This is a genomic window from Actinoalloteichus hymeniacidonis, from assembly GCF_014203365.1.
Classification (GTDB): Bacteria; Actinomycetota; Actinomycetes; order Mycobacteriales; family Pseudonocardiaceae; genus Actinoalloteichus_A; species Actinoalloteichus_A hymeniacidonis.
In genome coordinates this window covers 2,174,579-2,191,867 of sequence record NZ_JACHIS010000001.1, presented here as the reverse complement: position 1 = coordinate 2,191,867, position 17,289 = coordinate 2,174,579, and the positions used below count along the sequence as shown (strand labels likewise).

Below are 17,289 nucleotides of genomic sequence, written 5' to 3'. Positions count from 1 at the left end.
CGAGTCCGGCAGCGGGTCAGTTGAGGCGGATCACCCGGCCCTTGACGACCGCCTCGGCCCCGCCGTCCACCCGTACGCCCTGGCTGGCGTCGACCGAGACCTTCCGCCCCTTGAGCGTCAACTCGCCTCGGCCCGCGTCGATGGAGACGCCGGTGCCGGACACGGTGATCTCGCCCTTGACCTGGATGTCCATCGTGCCGTCGCTGTGCACGGTGATCTGGGTCCGCTGTTGATCCAGGTGCACCATGAGCTTGTCGTCGCCGGTGGTCAGACGCACGCCGCTGGGCCCGCCGGTCTTGTCCAACAGCTCGAAGCGGTTGCCGGTGCGGGAGACGATCGAGCGCCGGTCGACGGTGCCCCTGGTGCCGTCGATGAGTCGGATGTCGTGCTTGGCAGGCTGGTCGACGCCGTTGTAGAGCGTGCCGAGCACGTAGGGCCGGTCCAGGCTGCCCTGTTCGAAACCGACGAGGACCTCGTCGTCGACCTCGGGGCTGCAGACCCCGCCGCCACCGAGTTGGACGGTGCGCACCCAGTCGGACACGTAGGTCTCCGAGAGCCAGGGAAACCGCAGTCGAACCTCGCCGCGCCCCTTGTTCCCGGGTTCCTTGGTGTCGGTGACGATGCCGATGGCCACGCCGTTGATCCGCTCCCCACGGGAGGGGGCGTTGCCGCCGGTGACCAGCCCGGCCAACGAGCGGTCCGAGGAGGCGCTGACGAACACGGTCGTCCGGTAGCCTGCGCCGGGCTCCAGCACATGGTGTGCGGCGGTGACGGTGTATCGACCGGCGAAGGCGGGACCGACGTTGCCCAGTGCCACCGGCACACCGGCCCGCAGTTTGGGGTTGCCCAGGGCCACCGCCTCCAGCTCGCCGAAACCGGCGCTCGTCGAGGCGGCCAGGGCCTTGGCCACGGTGGCGGTCTCCGCCTGCGTGCCGTAGGGGGTATCGGTGACCAGCAGTTCCGGGGTACCGCCGAAGGCCGACGCGGCCTGTGCCGGACTCATCCCGGGGACCACGGTTGTGCTGGTGAGCGCCTGCGAGCGGCCGACCACCGGCCGTTTCGTCTTGACGTCCCAGCCACGCACCTCGACCGTGGAGTATTGATCGGCGCTGGTCACACCCGCACGCAGCGCCACCAGGTTGCGGCCGTACTCCAGTACGAACTGGTTGCGGATCGAGGAGGTCGTGGGCGCCGGGGCGCCTGCCGCCGGGGCGAGCCGGATGAACTCGAGCCGGTCCTGCTCGTCCATGGTCACCATCGCGCCGTGTTCCTCGGCGAGGATCTGCAGGAGATCCCAGTCGGAGATTGCATTCTGGCTGCGATGTGGATAGGTGATCGGGTCGGCCTGGACGCGCCCCACCGACAACCCGGCGTCCTTGGCGACCTTGCGGATGATGTCGCCCGCCGTCATGTTGCGGAAGGCCGCCACCTTGCGGCCGCGCAGCAATCGATGTGCCCGGCTGCTGGCCCGCACCACCGTGTAGGAACCGGTCTCGTCGGTGTCCAGTTCCAGGGCGGTGACCTCGCCGGAGAACAGCAGTGTGCGGCCGCGGTCCCGCACGGTGCTGACGGACACCGTCAGCCTCGTGCCGATGGTGATCCCGGTCTTGACCAGGAATTCGTGGTCGGGGTCGCGGTAGGACAGCTCTGCGGTGTCTGGCAGGTTGACGTTCTCGTCGACCACGCACCGGACCAACTGGGCGGCCCAGGCCGCAGGCAGCGCGCCGGGCGCCGCGATGATGGGGTTGGCGGCGAAGGACCGGCCCGAGATGTCGTCATCGCTCATCGGAACTCGCCTCCCTCGGCAGGCACCGACGAGTCGTCGAAGGCGGGCAGGAGCAGTTCCGATCCGGGCCGCAGCTCCATCGGGTCGTCGATCTCGTTGGCCTGCGCGATGATCCGCCAGGCCGTGGCGACGCCGTACTCGCGGAACGCCAACAGCGGAAGGCTGTCCCCGGCGACCACCAGATGGGTCCGTCGGGCATCCTCGCCGCCCGAGGTCGGGTTCTGCAGCGGCGTCTCGCCCGAGGCCTCCTCGATACCCAACGAGCAGCTGGCCCGGAGCGGGGTGCCATCGACGTCGAACAGGGAGTACTCGACGGAGAACGAGGTCAGCACCCCGTTGAACGTCGTCGTCCTGGCGGTGCCCCATTCGAACCGCACCCAGGGGCTGGCGGGTTTGTTGTTGTCGAGGCTCTTCGGGGTGGGAACACAGCCGAGCATCAGTTTCTCGACCCGATCCTCCACGGAGGTGTCGTGGGTCGCGGTGGCGTCCATGAAGATCTCGACCGAGAGGCTACGTGGTCCGCTACCGACGAATTCGGGCAGCGCCGCCTCGCCCGCCATCCGGGAGGGACTGCGCCGCCACTCGGTGCTCTTGGTCAGCGAGAGCCGGTTCGGGTTGAACTGGAACGGGACCCTGGCGATGGTCGCGCCGGGAAGTGCGCCGACCGATGCGGGCGGTTCCATGATGAGCAGCTCGGCGTGCACCAGGTTCACCCCGGGTGTCGACGGCATGGCGAGTCCTCTCCCCGTGATTTCCGCTGGTCAACCGGCTAGCAGGCCCTGGTGTGCGATCTCCAGGGTCTCGACGGCGGGTTGGGAGTTGGCCGGGTCGAAGGACGGACCCTCCCAGCGAACCGGGACCGCGCCCTGAACCTGCCACCGCGCGATGGGGGTGCGATTCGGTTGTAGCGCGACGATCTCGCCGTTCTTGGGCACCACCTTGCGCATCAGTTCGGTGATCCAGCGGGTGATCTTGGTGGTGTCCTCGGTGACCGGCCGGGTCAGCGTGATGTTGGACCAGGTGATCCTCGTCGGGAGTTGCCAGCTGAAACCGTTGTTGCCGCCCTCGGCGAACTGCTCCACCTCGACCTGTGCGCCGAGTCCGGAACAGGTGTGGAAAGCCCCGAGATCGTTTCCGCCGACGGTGAGCCGGAAGAAGACGCTGGTAGCGAAGATGCGCTTCGTCATCCCTTGCCTTTCACCTCGCCAAGCCTGGGCACATCGCGGTCACCGACGCCGATCGTGCGGACGGCCAAAGCGTTCCCTGCCGTGCCGGAGTTCCGCCCGTAACAGACGGACGACGGGGTCGAGCAGTCTGCGGGCCAGTCCGTCCAGCTCGGCGCCACCGATCTCGTCCATCGACTTGCCGCGCTGGCCGTCCTTCGCGGTGGACGAGGTCGGCGAGGAATGCGCCGAATCCGGACCGGAGCCCGAGGAGGACGACACCGCACTCCGGGAGATCTGTGGGACCAGCGACCGGCTGAAGGTGACACCGTTCGACGACAACAGCGGGATTGCCGAGGAATGCGGGTGCGTCGGTGGTTCCTCGGGTTCGCTCGACGCGTCGGTCTGCCGCAGCGGCGCCCGTTGAAGTGGCTGCGCGAGTCGAAGAGGACGTCCGGGCGGTCCCGGCGGGTGCAGCCGGACGGGGGTACCCGGTCGGTCGGCCGGGGTCGATGTCGCCGTCGAATCGAAGCCCGGCGTGGGATGCGGCGCGGCCCTCGGGCCGAGAACAGCCGGTGCAGCTGGGCGTGCCGCCGATCTTCCGGGGGTCGCAGCGCCGCCTGCTGTCGCCGGGCCGCCGGATGGGACGGGGCGGATCGGCGGGGCACCGGGACGACCTTGGCGAGTGTTCACCAACCCGACGGCGGCGGGCGAGGCGACCGGTGCCGGGGTGACCGATCCGGTGCGCTGCACGGCTATGGGACCGCGTGGTTCGTTCGTCGGGTCCGGCGCGGACCGCTGGTTGCGACGCGGCGCACCTATCCCGGCCTCGCCCGATGCGGATCGCTGCACCATTGCGGGCCCGGCGATGTCCCCGGAGGGCTCGTTGACGGCGGGCTCGTTCGCGGCCGGACCGACCGGCCGGTTGCGCTGCCGCTCGAAGGCCGCTCGCTGTCGCCGGGCCTCGCGACGCGCGCGACGGCGATCCACCCAGGACATCCGCGGCGCAGGCGCAGGAGGGACCGCGCCGCCACCGCCCGATGATCCGGTAACGGAAGCCTGGATGGTTCCCGGTGCGCCCGGCCCGGTCGTCTGCGGTCCGGGCTGCGATACCGGTCGGGGTGTGGACCGCCAGCTCTGCCCCGACCCTCGGCCGGCATGGCGGGGTTCGCCTGCCATCGTCACGCGCTGCACCGGATGTCCCGTCGTCGGCACGGACGCCGTGGCCTGGCCCGGAGTCGCATCCAGGCTGCTCGCCTCGGCCGCTGCCGGTGTGGACCAGCGCAGCGGCACCGGAGGTATGGGCCCGGCCGGACCGGTCGCTTCGGTGGCGGCCGCGTCGGAGCCGACCGGCCGTTGCAATGCGGGCCGCAACGGTCGGGTGGCCAGCACCCCGACGGTTCCGCTGACGTGCGAACCGCTCGGTGTCCCCGGACCGGACAACCACGGCTCGGGGTCGTGGGCTGGCCGAGACGCGACCGATGGCAGCGAGGACCGTTGGACCGCAACGGACCGCTCACCGCGCGCGGGCCGAGTAGCCGGGCCGGCGGCTACGGCCGGGTTGACGACCGGCGTCGGACCTGCGACCGCCGAGCCGGTCTCGGATGCTGATCCCGCATCCGTCACCACCGGCAGCGACGGGTCCGTGCTCGCCGTGTCCGGGCGGTGGCCGCCGGGATCGTTCGGGGTGCCTGCGGATGCCGCCGACCGTTGGATAGGCGGGCTGTCGGCGATGACGGGAGCGATCGGCGAGGCGCCGCTCGGAGCGGTGGATCTCGCGGCTGTGTCGATCGGCCCGTCCTCGGGTGCGGTCTCGGTGCTTGCCGAGGCTCTCGTCGGCGCAGTGGTGGACGACGGGCCACCCGAGCTCGGCGAAGGCCCCGCTTCCGCAGTGCGAGCGTCGGGGGCGGGCCGATGGGTGACCACCGATGGATCGGCAGGCTGAGCGCCGGAGGCCGGTGTTGCCGAGGACAGCTGAATCGGTGTCGAGGACGGCCCGGCTGTCGGCCCCGAGATACGCGGGCCTGCCGGCGATGCCGTGGCGGTGGGCGGCAGGTCCCGGAGCGGCGCACCGAGCCCGGTCCTGGTGCGACCGGCGGTCGGCGCTGGTGGCTGCGATGCTTGCGGCGACGGTGATGGCTGCGGAATCGGCCGTGATCGACGCGGAGCAGCCGGTGTTGGCGAGCTGCCTGAAGCCTGCGGAGTCACAGCAGGCGGTGGGGTCGGTGGCGCCGCCAGAGGCATCCGCTGCACGGTCTCGGGCAGGCTCGGTAGCGGCGCGCCCAAGCCGAGCCGAGCGCCCTCCGATCCGCCCAGGCTCGTCGGATCGCCGGACAACATCGCGGTGTGGGACTCCGAACCGGACTCGGTGGATCCCGGCGGATCGGCGGGGTCGAGGCCCGCCGATGCACCGGTCATGCTGCCGGACGTCGAGGTGTGAGCCGCCGCGCCGCCCACCGGTTCGGCCGGGTTCACCGCCCGCGAGATCACCGGCAACCGACGAATCGGCCGCTCGACCCGTGCGGTGGTCAATGGTGATCCGACCGGTCGGGCCCGGACGGCGGGCACGCTCGAATGCCCGCTGGCCGAGTCCGCGGGGAGCGGGATGTCAGCGCCCCGAGCGGCCGGATCGGAAACCGCCCCGGAGGGTGCGCCGCCGGATCCGCTTCCCGAGACCGGCGCATCGACACGGCTCGACCGTTGTAGGACAGCGGGCGCCGAGGTAGACCGGGGCACCGAGCCGGGCGCGACGGCAGCAGTCGAGCCCGAGGGCGAAGCACCACTCGGCGCGGTCTGCGGCGGTGCGTCGGAGTCCGAGCCGATGACACGTAAGGGAAGCGGTGGCCCTGCCGCCCCGCCTGCCTGCGGTGTCACCGGTCGCAACAGGCCCCCGATCAGGCCGCCGGGTGCCCGCCTATCGACGAGGTGCCCGAGGTCGGCGCTCAATCGGCCCGGCCGTTGCCAGGCGGCCAGACCGGCGCGGAACCGCATTCCGTCGGAGATTCCGGCCGCCGACCGTTGCAGCACCGGTTGCAGCGCGGGCAGCGCTCGCCAGCCGCCGTCCCACGCTTCGCCGGTCCGGCCCGGCGTCGACGGTTCGGCCTCGGAGGACGCCGTGACGCCGGTGTCCGCCGCGCGACGGTCCGGGTCGGAAGCCGCCTCGTGCCGGGCGGCGCGGCCCGCGAGCAGCCCGCGTAATCCGCCCGTCCGCGCTGCGTCGGGATCGCCGTCCGACGAGTCCGGCTGCCGACGTAACAGCCTGCCCCACCACGCCATCCGGACTCACCCGCTTTCGTTGATCCTGGTGTTGATGCCTGCGATCTCCTGGACCCAACGTCGCCGTTCGTGGTGCACGAGACCGAGGATCTCCGACCTGGGCCAATGGAAGTGGTAGGCGATGTACGCGACCTCCTCGTGCAGGCGGTCGACCGCGTACGTCACGATTCCCCCAGGCGACCACCCGCGAGATCCACCTCGAAGTCCGTCGAACAGCTGGGGCAGGTCACTCCGGCCCTGGTGTGGCCCTCGCTGTTGATCCGTCGATAGAAGTCCTGCAGGAAGGCCACATCGGTGGCGTACATCTGCTCGACCACCCCCGCATGGATGTCGGTGATCGTCCCGAGTTCGGTGATCACCAGGCTGAGCAGGACGACACTGAGATAGGCCGGGTTCTCCTTGACCCGCAAATCCATCTGCGGTTTGAGCTCGTCCCCCGCCGTGGCCAACCGCATCCGGCCTCGGCGGTGCAGGACACCGCCCGAGTCGAGATAACCCCGGGGCAGCTCGAACTCGAACTCGGTGCGCAGGCCGTCGCCCGCCTGCCGCCGAGGCGCGGGCCTCGACGGCTCCGGTTGCGGATCGGCGTCCTCGACCAGCTCGTCCAGTGCACCGATGCTGACCGATCGTCGTCTCATTCGACCTTGATCTCCTCGAAGACGATGGTGACCTTCTCCGTCGCGGCCGAGGACTCCCCCGCCTTGAAGGAGGGGCCCTCCCACTTGCTGGCCCAGCAGCCGAAGAGGTTGATCCGACGGACCGTCTCCTTCTTGGTGTCCTTGATCTCGATCGTGATCTCCTTGCGGGCCTCCTCGACCTGTCCGTCGTTGAGGGTGACGTCGATCCACTTGGTGAAGGCGTCGCTCTTGTCCAGGCCCCTGGTGATGACGACCTCGCCGCTCTTGCGGGCGCCGGGCTGTTTCCGGATGACCTGCATGCCCTCGGTGGTCACGAAATTGCTCTCGACGACGTCCTCCTCGACCGACAGCCCGCTGACCTCCTGAACGGACTCGACTTGGATCCCGCCCATCTCCAGGCCGAAGATGTGCGTGGAGAGTGAATCGCCCTGTGCCATCGCGGTTCAGCCGCCTTTCGGTCGAGAACGCTGCGTCGTGGAGGTCATTCGTCGACCACGCTGGTGCTGTCGGAGTACTGGGAGAGCCGGAAGACGACGAATTCGGCGGGTTTCACCGGGGCGACACCGATCTCGCAGATCACCTGGCCGAGGTCGATCGATTCCTGCGGGTTGGTCTCCGCATCGCACTTCACGTAGAACGCCTGCTGGGCGGTACGGCCGAAGAGCGCCCCGCGCCGCCACTCCTCGGTGAGGAACGCGGTGACGTTGCGCCGGATACTGGCCCACAGCCGGTCGTCGTTGGGTTCGAAGACCACCCACTGCGTTCCGAGCAGGATCGACTCCTCGAGATAGTTGAAGAGCCTGCGCACGTTGAGATAACGCCACGCCGGATCCGAGGACAGCGTGCGGGCGCCCCAGATCCGGATGCCCCGGCCGGGGAAGGCACGGATGCAGTTCACGCCGATGGGGTTCAGCAGGTCCTGCTCGCCCTTGCTCAGCGGGGTCTCCAGATCCACCGCCGTGCGGACGACCTCGTTGGCGGGTGCCTTGTGCACGCCCCGCTCGACGTCGTTGCGGGCCCACACCCCGGCGACATGCCCACCAGGCGGTACCGGGATGTTGCGGCCGCTCACCGGGTCGAACACCCGGATCCACGGGTGGTAGACCGTGGCATACCGCGAGTCGTAGCCCGCTTCGTCCTGACGCCAGTCCCGGACCTGCTGAGCGGTCAGTGTCGGCGGCGTGTCCAGGATGGCGACCCGGTCGCCCATCTGCTCGCAGTGCGAGATCAGGGCCAACTGCACGGTGCGCACGCCCTCGGCGTCGATCACGCCGCGCCGATGCGCGCTCATCAGGTCGGGGACCACGACCATGGTGATCTCGTCGACAGCCTCCAGCCCGCCGAAACCGGTGCGCGCGGCGACATCGCCGATGTACTCGACCGCGGACACCCTGGTGGGCACGTCGGCGGCGGGCGGCGTCAACGGCGCCTTCCCCCGCTCCGGGCGGGCCAGCGCTCCGGCGGGCTCGGCGATGCGGATCACGGCCGAGCGCTCGCCGATCTGGGTGACGACGTAGTTCTTGGTGGTCTTCTTCGTCGAGACATCGAAGGTCTCCACGATGCGGCCGCCCTGACGCACCACGAGCCGGAATCGGTCGTCGGGCGGGTTCTCGCCCTCGGGGTCGGCGATCTCGACCTCGATATCGCCGGTCACGTCGGGCAAGGCCTCGATCCGTAGCCCGCCGACCTCGGCGGCTGCGGTGGGCTGCGCCGAGGCAGGTCCGCTGCTGGGATCCCCGCCGATCCGCACGATGTAGGCGAGGCCGCCGCCGTTGGCGAAATATCCGAACACGGCGTGTGCGAGGTAGGCATCCTCGGCGTAGCCGCCGAAATGCTGGGTGTACTGATTCCAGGAGGTCACCAGGGTGGGGGCGTGAAACGGGCCCTTCTCGGCGAAGCCCACGAAAGCCGCCACGGCGGTGCCCACGCCCTCAATGGGTCGCGATCCGCCCTGAACCTCCTCGACGTAGACGCCCGGGGAGAGGTATGTCGGCATACTTACTCCTTCACGGTGACCGGTCGATCACTCTCCAGAGTCATCCGGGCCGCAGTGCGCGGGTAGGCCGAGTGCACCCGAGGCAGGGGCAAGGACGATGCCCTTTCGGATCGGCAACAGGGGGAATCCGGCCGTCAGTGCGCGGGCAGCTGCCGGAGTTCGACGGTGAATTCGAGGTTCTGCGCGCTCCTGTACGCGTTGAGCCGTTGCTCGATTCCGCGAAGGGCCTCGGCCATCGCGGTCGCCTCGGCTTGCCGGTTCGGGCGTGCGGTATCCGGGTCGGGCGCGTTGATCACGATTCGTTCGACGTCCCTCCACCCCAGCGGCCCGTGAATCTGGGTTTCGAAGTAGTCGCTCACCTCCGCGCCCGCATCGGCGAAGGCCCGCATCTCCTGGTCGTGCGCGAAGTCGGTGACCCTGGCGAAGGCCAACCGCACCAATTGGTCGACCCCGTAGGCGACCAGCGCCAACGGATAACGGTTGCTGGACACCGAGAACGCACCCTCCTTACCCAACGACCAGCTGTCGTTCGGCGTGTGGGTGGAGCGATGGCGCACCTCGTCCTTCCAATACACGATGCCGTTGCCGTAGCGATCCGATACCCCACGCCGCTGGGCGGGATCGACCAGCGCGCCGTAGCGGGGCAGCTCGGCGGCGTTGCCTCGCTGTTCCTCGTAGTCGTGTTGCGAGGCGGCGCGGCGCTCGTCGCGGGATCTCCTGGATTCGAAGGGGCGCCACCTGCTGTTCTTCGGCGGCCCCTCGCTGGCGGCCTCCGCGCGGAAGGCACCCAGCTGGTCGTCCGGAACGGCTTGGAACGGCCCGGCCGTGCGGCCGAGGGCCAGGGCATAGCCGAAGTGCTCCTCCACGGCACCCCGCCGGGATTTCTGCGAGGTGGCCTGCGAGGTGCCGGTCTCCCAGGTGTTCATGAACGCACCGGAGCCCATCAGCAGGTCGGCCAGGGATTCACCGGGCTCGGCTATCGCCCGCAGCGCGTCCGTCTGCGGATTACGGGTGGGCGCCCCGGCCAGGTGATAGTTGGTGGCGATCGGCAGCGCGGAGAGATGCGCGGCCACCTGCCGGATCAACCCGTCGAGGTCGGGGACGGATCGATAGAACGCGAACCACGGCTTCTTTTGGATTCGTTCTCGCGCGATCCGGGACAGCTCCGCTTCCTGCTCGCCGCCCTTGCGTTCGGCCGCGACCAGCGCCCACGCCTGGTTCGCGGAGAGCTTCGCCCAGTCGGTACGGGTACGTAGTCGGCCGAACAGCTCGTAGTGGCGCGGATGGTGATCGCGCAGTTCGTTGACGGCCTCGGAGTCGTTGGTCCGCAGGGCATGGATCAGCACCGTGTCCGGCCCGCCCGCCACCATCTTCTGGGTGGCGGGGGCGCTGCGGGCCATGGCTCGGTCCGCCTCGGCGTCGCCGCCTGATCCGGACCGGACCTCCCAGGCCCCAGGCACCGGCGGTCTGCCGAGGAACCAGTCGAGGTACTCGTCGCCGCCCGGCGCCACCGGCATCGGTCGGGCATCGCGCGGGTTCGACGACGATGCGGATTCGATCTCGTCGCCTGCCCGCTGCACGAGGTCTCGGTTCCGTTGGGACACAGCGGTCTCGGCCGTCGCCGGGATCGGTTCCGATTCCGAGTCTGTCCGCTGTCCCTCGGTCGGAGGTACCACCGCCGCCATCACCCGCCGGGCATTCGCCTCGGCGGCCTGCTCGAATCGATCGCCGGGGTCGCTGATCCGCAGTCCCGCCTCGGTGTCGGTGCCCGCCACCGAACCGGTGCGCTGCTGGATCACATGCGTGAGTTCGTGCGCCAAGGTGTGCGCGTCCGCGCCACCGTTGCCGATGACGACGTGGCTGCCCGAGGTGTAGGCGCGGGCGCCGATCTCGGCCGCCGACCGGGCGGCATCCGGCCCCGTGTGTAGTCGAACGTCGGAGAAGTCCGCGTCCAGCCGGGCCTCCATCTCCGCACGCACCGGTTCGTGCAACGGGGTGCCGGGCGACCGCAGAACCGCGTGCACGGCGGACCGTTGCACGGCGGTATCCGGGCTGCCCTGCGCAGCGGCACGACGTCGCTGCTGCGCGATGGCCCGCGCCACGACCGCATTGCCCACGCTGCGTTGCAAAGCCAGCAGGCGGTCCACCTCGGAGGGCCCGGGCTGCCGCTGGATTCGGGCGGGTGCGGGCTCCGCCGCCGTGTCGTCGAGCCTCCGCCGCCGTCGTTCGTGCATCGCTCCTCCGATCGACACCGGATCGCCGGTGGCTCGGGCGGATCATGACGACGCGATCCGCGCGCCGACCAGCGCAGCTGTGGTCCAGCCTCGTGCGCGCGGAAATGGTCGGCAAGGTTCGGACGGGCAATGACGAGGGCAGCGCGGCGGCGCCGACGGCGGCCGCTTCGGAGTAGTCCGCGCACCGGCCGAATGGAGCCACCCGGGAACCGAACGACGGGTGTGCGCAGCGCGAGTAGGCTGCCGGTTCGCGCGGTGGCGGTCGACGGCGGCGCGTCGACGACGACGTGGGCACCACGCTTTCCCGTGAGGGCCTCACCTGCCACCGGAGCACACCGAGCAACCCGATCGATCGAGGTGCACCCGCATGTCCGAGACCATGCCGACCATGCCAGAGCGACCGTCGTTGGACGGACTCGAGACGAAGTGGACGCAGCGGTGGGATCAGACCGGGGTATACCGCTTCGATCCGCCCGGCGACCGGGCGTCGGTGTTCTCCATCGACACCCCGCCGCCGACGGTCAGCGGCTCACTGCACGTCGGGCACGTCTTCTCCTACACCCACACCGATATCGTCGCCCGCTTCCAACGGATGCGCGGCAAGCACGTCTTCTATCCGATGGGCTGGGACGACAACGGACTGCCCACCGAACGACGGGTGCAGGCGCACTACGGGGTCCGCTGTGATCCCTCGCTGCCGTACGACCCCGAACTGCCGGTGCCGCAACCGTTGGTCAAGAAGAACTCGCGGCCCACGGTGGACATCTCGCGACGCAATTTCGTGGAACTGTGCGAGCGACTGACCGCCGAGGATGAGCAGACCTTCGAGCAGCTGTGGCGGCGGCTGGGTCTCTCGGTGGACTGGTCGATGACCTACACGACCATCGGCAGGCCTGCGCAGCGCGTCTCGCAGCTGGCCTTCCTGCAGTTGTTGGCGAGCGGGCAGGCCTACCAGGCCGAGGCTCCGACGCTGTGGGACGTCGGGTTCCGCACCGCGGTCGCGCAGGCCGAGTTGGAGGATCGCGATCATGCGGGCGCGTGGCATCGCATCGCCTTCGGCGGCCCGGACGGCAAGCCGCTGTTCATCGAGACCACCCGCCCCGAGCTGCTACCCGCGTGCGTCGCGTTGATCGCGCATCCCGACGACGAGCGCTACCGGTCGCTGTTCGGACAGACTGTGCGCTCGCCGATCTTCGGTGTCGAGGTCCCGGTGCTGGCCCATCCGGCCGCCGAGCCGGATCGCGGCGCAGGCATCGCGATGTGCTGCACCTTCGGCGATCTCACCGACGTGCAGTGGTGGCGGGAACTGAATCTGGCGACCCGCACCGTCGTCGGTCGGGACGGTCGCATCCTGTCCGAGCCGCCCGAGGGACTCGTCGAGACCGCCGGGCGCGCCGCCTACGGCGAGCTGGCGGGCGCCACCGTGCACACCGCGCGGGAACGGGTCGTCGCGATGCTGCGTGCATCCGGGGACCTCGATGGCGAACCGCGTCCCACCGTGCGTCCGGTGAAGTTCTACGAGAAGGGCGACAAACCGCTGGAGATCGTCTCCAGCAGGCAGTGGTTCATCCGCTCGGTGGAGCATCAGGATGCGCTGTTGGCGCGTGGCGAGGAACTGGTCTGGCATCCGACGTACATGAAGGCGCGGTACGACGACTGGGTGCGCGGCCTCAACGGCGACTGGCTGATCAGCAGGCAGCGGTTCTTCGGCGTGCCGTTCCCGGTCTGGTATCGGTTGGACGCCGATGGCGAACCCGACCGCACGGCACCGATCCTGCCCGCCGAGGACACGCTGCCGATCGACCCGTCCTCGGACACCCCGCCCGGCTTCCGCGCGGATCAACGCGGGGTGGCAGGCGGGTTCGTCGGCGAGAACGATGTGATGGACACCTGGGCGACCTCGTCGTTGAGTCCCCAGCTGATCTGCGGTTGGGAACGCGATCCCGAGCTCTACGCGCAGACCTACCCGATGGATCTGCGGCCGCAGGGCCACGACATCATCCGCACCTGGCTGTTCGCCACCATGCTGCGGGCCGAACTGGACTCGCACACCCTGCCGTGGCGACACGCCGCCTTGTCCGGTTGGATCCTCGATCCGGACCGCAAGAAGATGGGCAAGTCGATCGGCAACGCACTGACGCCGGTCGGGCTGTTGGATCAGTTCGGTTCCGACGCGGTGCGGTACTGGGCGGCCAGCGGCAGGCCCGGCACCGACACGGCCTTCGATCAGGGCCAGATGAAGGTCGGCAGGAGACTGGCGACGAAGCTGCTCAACGCGGCACGACTCATCCTCGGATTCCCGGCGCCGTCCCCTACCGCCGTGGTGAATCAGCCGCTGGACGAGGCGATGCTCACCGAGCTGGCCGAGGTCGTCCGGTCGGCCACGGCATCGCTGGCGGATCTCGAGTACACCTCCGCCTTGGAACGGACCGAACGCTTCTTCTGGTTCTTCTGCGACGACTATCTGGAGCTGATCAAACAGCGCGCCTACGGGGATCTCGAATCGGACGCGGCGGACGGTGCGGATTCGGCCCGGCTGGCCCTGCGGACGGCGTTGTCGACGCTCATCCGGCTCCTCGCGCCCTTCCTGCCGTATGCCGCCGAGGAGACCTGGTCCTGGTGGCACGATGGCTCGGTGCACACGGCGGACTGGCCGACCGCGCAGGAGCGGCGACCTGCCCTGGCGGACTCCGCAGCGCTGTTGGCCGCCTCGGGCACGGTGCTCACCGCGATTCGCCGAGCGAAGTCGACGGCGAAGCGATCCATGCGGACGCCGGTCGACCTGGTCCGCGTCACCGGTTGGGCCGCCGATCTCACGGCGTTGGGCACGGTGGCGGCCGATCTCAAGGCGGCGGGTGTCGTCCGCCGACTGGAGTTCGTCCCGGCGGATCAGCCCGAGCTGTCCGTGACGGTGACGCTGGCCGCGCCGGAGTGAACCGCTCCGGATAGACGCATCGGTGCCCCGGCCGCGAACAGCGACCGGGGCACCGTTGGTGAAGGGAGCGTGCTCTCAGGCCCGCATCACCGTGGCGATCGGAATACGGGCGGCCCGGATCGCGGGGATCAACCCACCGAGGATGCCCGCGACCAACCCGGCGATGACACCGGAGACCCCTGCCTGCCAGGGGAAGGCGACATCCTGGAGTACCGGGGTGCTGACGAACATCGAGAGAGCCTGCAGGCCGAGGGCTCCAGCGCCGATCGCCGCCGCAGCGGTGATCAGCCCGGTGAGCAGGGTCTCGGCGAGCACGATGCCTGCCAGGAGCAGCCGGGACATGCCCACCGCGCGCCGCAACGCGAACTCCTCGACCCGTTCGCCGACGGTGGCGAGCCCGACGTTCAGGATGCCCGCAACGCCGATGAGCAACACCAGCCCGGCCAGGGAGAGGAAGATCAGCCGCATCACCGCGAGTTGTTCCTCGGCGTCGGCCTTCGACGTCACCATCCAGGAACCCATCTGGTCGACGTCGGCACCCACCGCACTCAATTTCGAGCGCAACAGTTGCTCCATGTCCACCGCCGAAGGCGCGAGGAAGACCTCCACACCACCGAAGAAGGGATCGGCGGTCTCCGAGACCGGCATCCAGTTGAGCATCTCGTCGGTGCGTACGTAGGCCATCGGGGCGCTGCCGCCGTCGTCGACGACACCGATGATCTGTGGTGTCATGTTGGCCGTTGCTCCAGACACGGCCATCTCGGCTGGGATGTCGTACATCTCGAAGCCATCGGCGGCCGCGGTGTTGACCACGATGCGCGGCGCGAGCGCAGGCGCACTCTGGAAATCGAGCCAGTCACCGGAGGCTTGCCGGAACGGTTTGAACTCCCTGATGTCCCCCGACAACGAGGTGAGGGACACCTCGATCGCCTGTCCGCTGGGCAATCCGGCATTCGGATCTTCCATCTCGAAACAACCGGAGGCATCGCAGTAGCTCCCGCCCCGCGAGTAGCCTCCGGGAACGTCGAACGGTGCCCCTCCTGGGTTGAGCGGCGCGACACCGGGTTCGCCGATGATCGCACCGCCCATGCTCACGGAGACGGCATCGTCCCGGCCCGCCAGCGAGTCCAGTGCGATCTCCGCCGACTGAGCATGCTGCGGCAAGTAGACCCGGGTGGTGCCGTCCACGCCGTTCTGCAGCTCGATGTCGGCGAGCATCGCCCGCTGGGCGATCTCCGACCCCGCCTGCACGGCGACGACGGCGAGCACCCCCAGGAAGAGGCTGACCATGGAGAGGAAGGTCCGCAGCTTCCTGGCCCGGATGCCCTGACCACCGATGATGAGTGACGACCGCAGCCGCCCCGACATTCGCATCACGCGGCGACTCCCGAACGGGTCTCGGTGAGCACGCCCGCGTCCAGCCGCACGACTCGTCCCATCCTCGCGGCGTGGGCGTTGTCGTGGGTCACCAGGATCAGTGCGCAGCCCCGCTTGGTCGTCTCGAGCAGGGCGTCGATCACGATGCGGCCGGTCTCGGTGTCCAGCGCTCCCGTCGGCTCATCGGCCAGCACGATGCGGGGCTGGCGCACCAGTGCCCGCGCGATCGCCACCCGCTGTTGCTCGCCGCCGGACATCCGTGGCGGTTTCTGCTTGGCCAGGTGCGCGATGCCGACCTGTTCCAACGCGGCCAACACCTTCGCCTGCCGCTCACGCCGAGAGAACCAGCCCTGCCCGTTGACCAGCGCCATGGCGACGTTCTGCGCGGCGGTCAAATGCTTGAGCAGGAAGAACCGCTGGAAGACGAAACCGAACTCGGCGCTGCGCAGGGCGGCGGCCTTGTTCTCGGGGAGTCTGGTGATGTCCTGCTCCCCGAGGAGATAGCTGCCGCCGTCGGTCCGGTCGAACAGACCGATCAGGCTGAGCAGGGTGCTCTTGCCCGAGCCCGATCGACCGAGGATCGCCACACTCTCACCGCCGTGCACGGTCAGGTTCACGTCGGAGAGGATGTCGCGCGGTTCGCCCTGCCCCTTCAGCGTCTTGGTGATGCCGGTGAGGTGCACGAGCCGATGAGGAAGCTCTCCGGTGAGTGGCTGCACCCTCGGCAGCTGCATGGTGGCGTCGTCCACGGTCACGGCTGCGGCTCCTCACCCTCGGTCAGGTCCTCGCCTTCACCTTCGCCGTCCGCCGGGCCGAGGTCCTCGCCGGGCGGGATGTTCGGACCGGGAACGGCGAGCGTCTCGTCGCCTTCGAGGCCGGAGAGCACCTCGATCACCTCGCCGTCACTGAGGCCGAGTTCGACGTCGACCGTCTGACGTTCGCCGTCGGCGTTCAGCACGTCGACCCGGCCGCGTCCCTGGGCGCCCGCCACTGCTTCGACGGGGACCACGAGTGCGTCCGTCACCTGCTCGCTGACCAGTTCCAGCGTCGCGGCGGCACCGTTGATCAGCCGCACGTCGTCGGGAACCGTGCAGACGACCTGCAGGGGCGTCGCCTCGGACGCCTGCAGTCCGAGCGGCTGTGGAAGGCCGTCTCCTGCGCCTGCGCCGCCATCCAGCTCCTCGCCGTCGACCTGGTCCGTGATTCCCTCCTCGCTACCATCTCCTTCCGGTTGTGATTCCTCCTCCGGCTCCGGGATCGTGCCCGCAGGCAGCGCTGCGATGGTGCCGAGCACCGTGCACGGGAAGGGGCCGGGGCCGTTCTTGATCTGGGCCTCGACCGACGCGAGGGCGTCACTGATCTCGTAGGCCTGGTCGCCGTCGATCGGCGCGACGATGGCGTAACCACCGAGGCGCGCCGAGACGATCGGCGTGCCCGTTGCGACGTTTCCGCTCTCTTCGACGAGCCGCCCGGCGAACGCCGAATTCGGCGGAATGTCGACCGGCGTGGCGCCATTGTCATTCCAGATATTGGCCACTCTGGTGGCGATCGTCGGCGTACCCGGAGTATCCGCGATGTCGAAGAAACGGACCTCTCCATCGACCGGTGCCGCGACGCCGAAGACCGGATTCATCGCCACCTGCGCGGCCAGACTGACATTACTGGTGAGGTCCTGCCTGCTCGGCGTGACCGTCGTCATCGTCGTACCGCGCTCGGATAACTCCGGATTCTGCGCGGCGGGCTCAGTGGACGAGCAGGCCGTCGTCACCGTCACCGCCGCGACTCCGAGCGCGAGAGCGCCGAGGAAACTGTGCTTGCGCACCATCTGCCCCCATTTTATGGAAGGTTTGTCGATCAACTAGACGCGCATCCGTCACCACACGT

At 69.4% G+C, this 17,289-nt stretch carries 13 protein-coding genes; 1 reads left to right on the top strand and 12 read right to left on the bottom strand.

Annotated elements, in window-relative coordinates; genetic code table 11:
• Positions 1-16 precede the first annotated feature (16 nt).
• The 9 genes from BKA25_RS09710 to BKA25_RS09670 form a co-directional block, all read right to left on the bottom strand.
• Positions 17-1,786: a VgrG-related protein gene (locus BKA25_RS09710; RefSeq protein ID WP_069850467.1), complete on the bottom strand. Its 1,770-nt coding sequence runs from the start codon at positions 1,784-1,786 to the stop codon at positions 17-19.
• The gene (locus BKA25_RS09705) at positions 1,783-2,517 is read right to left on the bottom strand and encodes a CIS tube protein (protein ID WP_069850469.1); all 735 of its coding nucleotides are present in this window, start codon (positions 2,515-2,517) and stop codon (positions 1,783-1,785) included. Before BKA25_RS09705 ends, BKA25_RS09710 begins: the two co-directional genes overlap by 4 nt.
• Positions 2,518-2,547: 30 nt before the next feature.
• The gene (locus BKA25_RS09700) at positions 2,548-2,973 is read right to left on the bottom strand and encodes a phage tail protein (RefSeq protein ID WP_069850470.1); all 426 of its coding nucleotides are present in this window, start codon (positions 2,971-2,973) and stop codon (positions 2,548-2,550) included.
• Positions 2,974-3,012: 39 nt separating this feature from the next.
• Positions 3,013-6,225: a hypothetical protein gene (locus BKA25_RS09695; protein ID WP_157421154.1), complete on the bottom strand. Its 3,213-nt coding sequence runs from the start codon at positions 6,223-6,225 to the stop codon at positions 3,013-3,015.
• 6 nt (positions 6,226-6,231) lie between these two features.
• Positions 6,232-6,390 (bottom strand): DUF6760 family protein, encoded by a 159-nt coding sequence (locus BKA25_RS09690; RefSeq protein ID WP_172803825.1) that lies wholly within the window; start codon positions 6,388-6,390, stop codon positions 6,232-6,234.
• Positions 6,387-6,863 (bottom strand): hypothetical protein, encoded by a 477-nt coding sequence (locus tag BKA25_RS09685; protein ID WP_069850479.1) that lies wholly within the window; start codon positions 6,861-6,863, stop codon positions 6,387-6,389. The genes BKA25_RS09690 and BKA25_RS09685 overlap by 4 nt, the downstream gene beginning before the upstream one ends.
• Positions 6,860-7,300: a phage tail protein gene (locus tag BKA25_RS09680; RefSeq protein ID WP_069850480.1), complete on the bottom strand. Its 441-nt coding sequence runs from the start codon at positions 7,298-7,300 to the stop codon at positions 6,860-6,862. The genes BKA25_RS09685 and BKA25_RS09680 overlap by 4 nt, the downstream gene beginning before the upstream one ends.
• 44 nt (positions 7,301-7,344) lie before the next feature.
• Entirely contained in the window at positions 7,345-8,859 is a 1,515-nt protein-coding gene (locus tag BKA25_RS09675) for a phage tail sheath family protein (protein ID WP_069850482.1), read from the bottom strand.
• Positions 8,860-8,993: 134 nt separating this feature from the next.
• On the bottom strand, positions 8,994-11,093 hold the full coding sequence (locus BKA25_RS09670) for an eCIS core domain-containing protein (protein ID WP_069850484.1): 2,100 nt from the start codon (positions 11,091-11,093) through the stop codon (positions 8,994-8,996).
• Between the two features lie 367 nt (positions 11,094-11,460).
• Here BKA25_RS09670 and valS point away from each other — a divergent pair, with 367 nt between their 5' ends.
• Positions 11,461-14,028 (top strand): valine--tRNA ligase, encoded by a 2,568-nt coding sequence (gene valS, locus BKA25_RS09665; RefSeq protein WP_069850486.1) that lies wholly within the window; start codon positions 11,461-11,463, stop codon positions 14,026-14,028.
• A gap of 75 nt (positions 14,029-14,103) precedes the next feature.
• On the opposite strand, the gene BKA25_RS09660 is transcribed toward valS, so the two are convergent.
• From BKA25_RS09660 to BKA25_RS09650, 3 genes are read right to left on the bottom strand one after another with little or no spacing between them, the layout of a single operon-like run.
• Positions 14,104-15,402 (bottom strand): ABC transporter permease, encoded by a 1,299-nt coding sequence (locus BKA25_RS09660; RefSeq protein WP_069850487.1) that lies wholly within the window; start codon positions 15,400-15,402, stop codon positions 14,104-14,106.
• Positions 15,402-16,160, bottom strand: coding sequence for an ABC transporter ATP-binding protein (locus BKA25_RS09655; RefSeq protein ID WP_236750302.1), 759 nt, complete (start codon positions 16,158-16,160; stop codon positions 15,402-15,404). The genes BKA25_RS09660 and BKA25_RS09655 overlap by 1 nt, the downstream gene beginning before the upstream one ends.
• On the bottom strand, positions 16,157-17,230 hold the full coding sequence (locus BKA25_RS09650; protein ID WP_084643186.1) for an efflux RND transporter periplasmic adaptor subunit: 1,074 nt from the start codon (positions 17,228-17,230) through the stop codon (positions 16,157-16,159). Before BKA25_RS09650 ends, BKA25_RS09655 begins: the two co-directional genes overlap by 4 nt.
• Between the last annotated feature and the right edge of the window lie 59 nt (positions 17,231-17,289).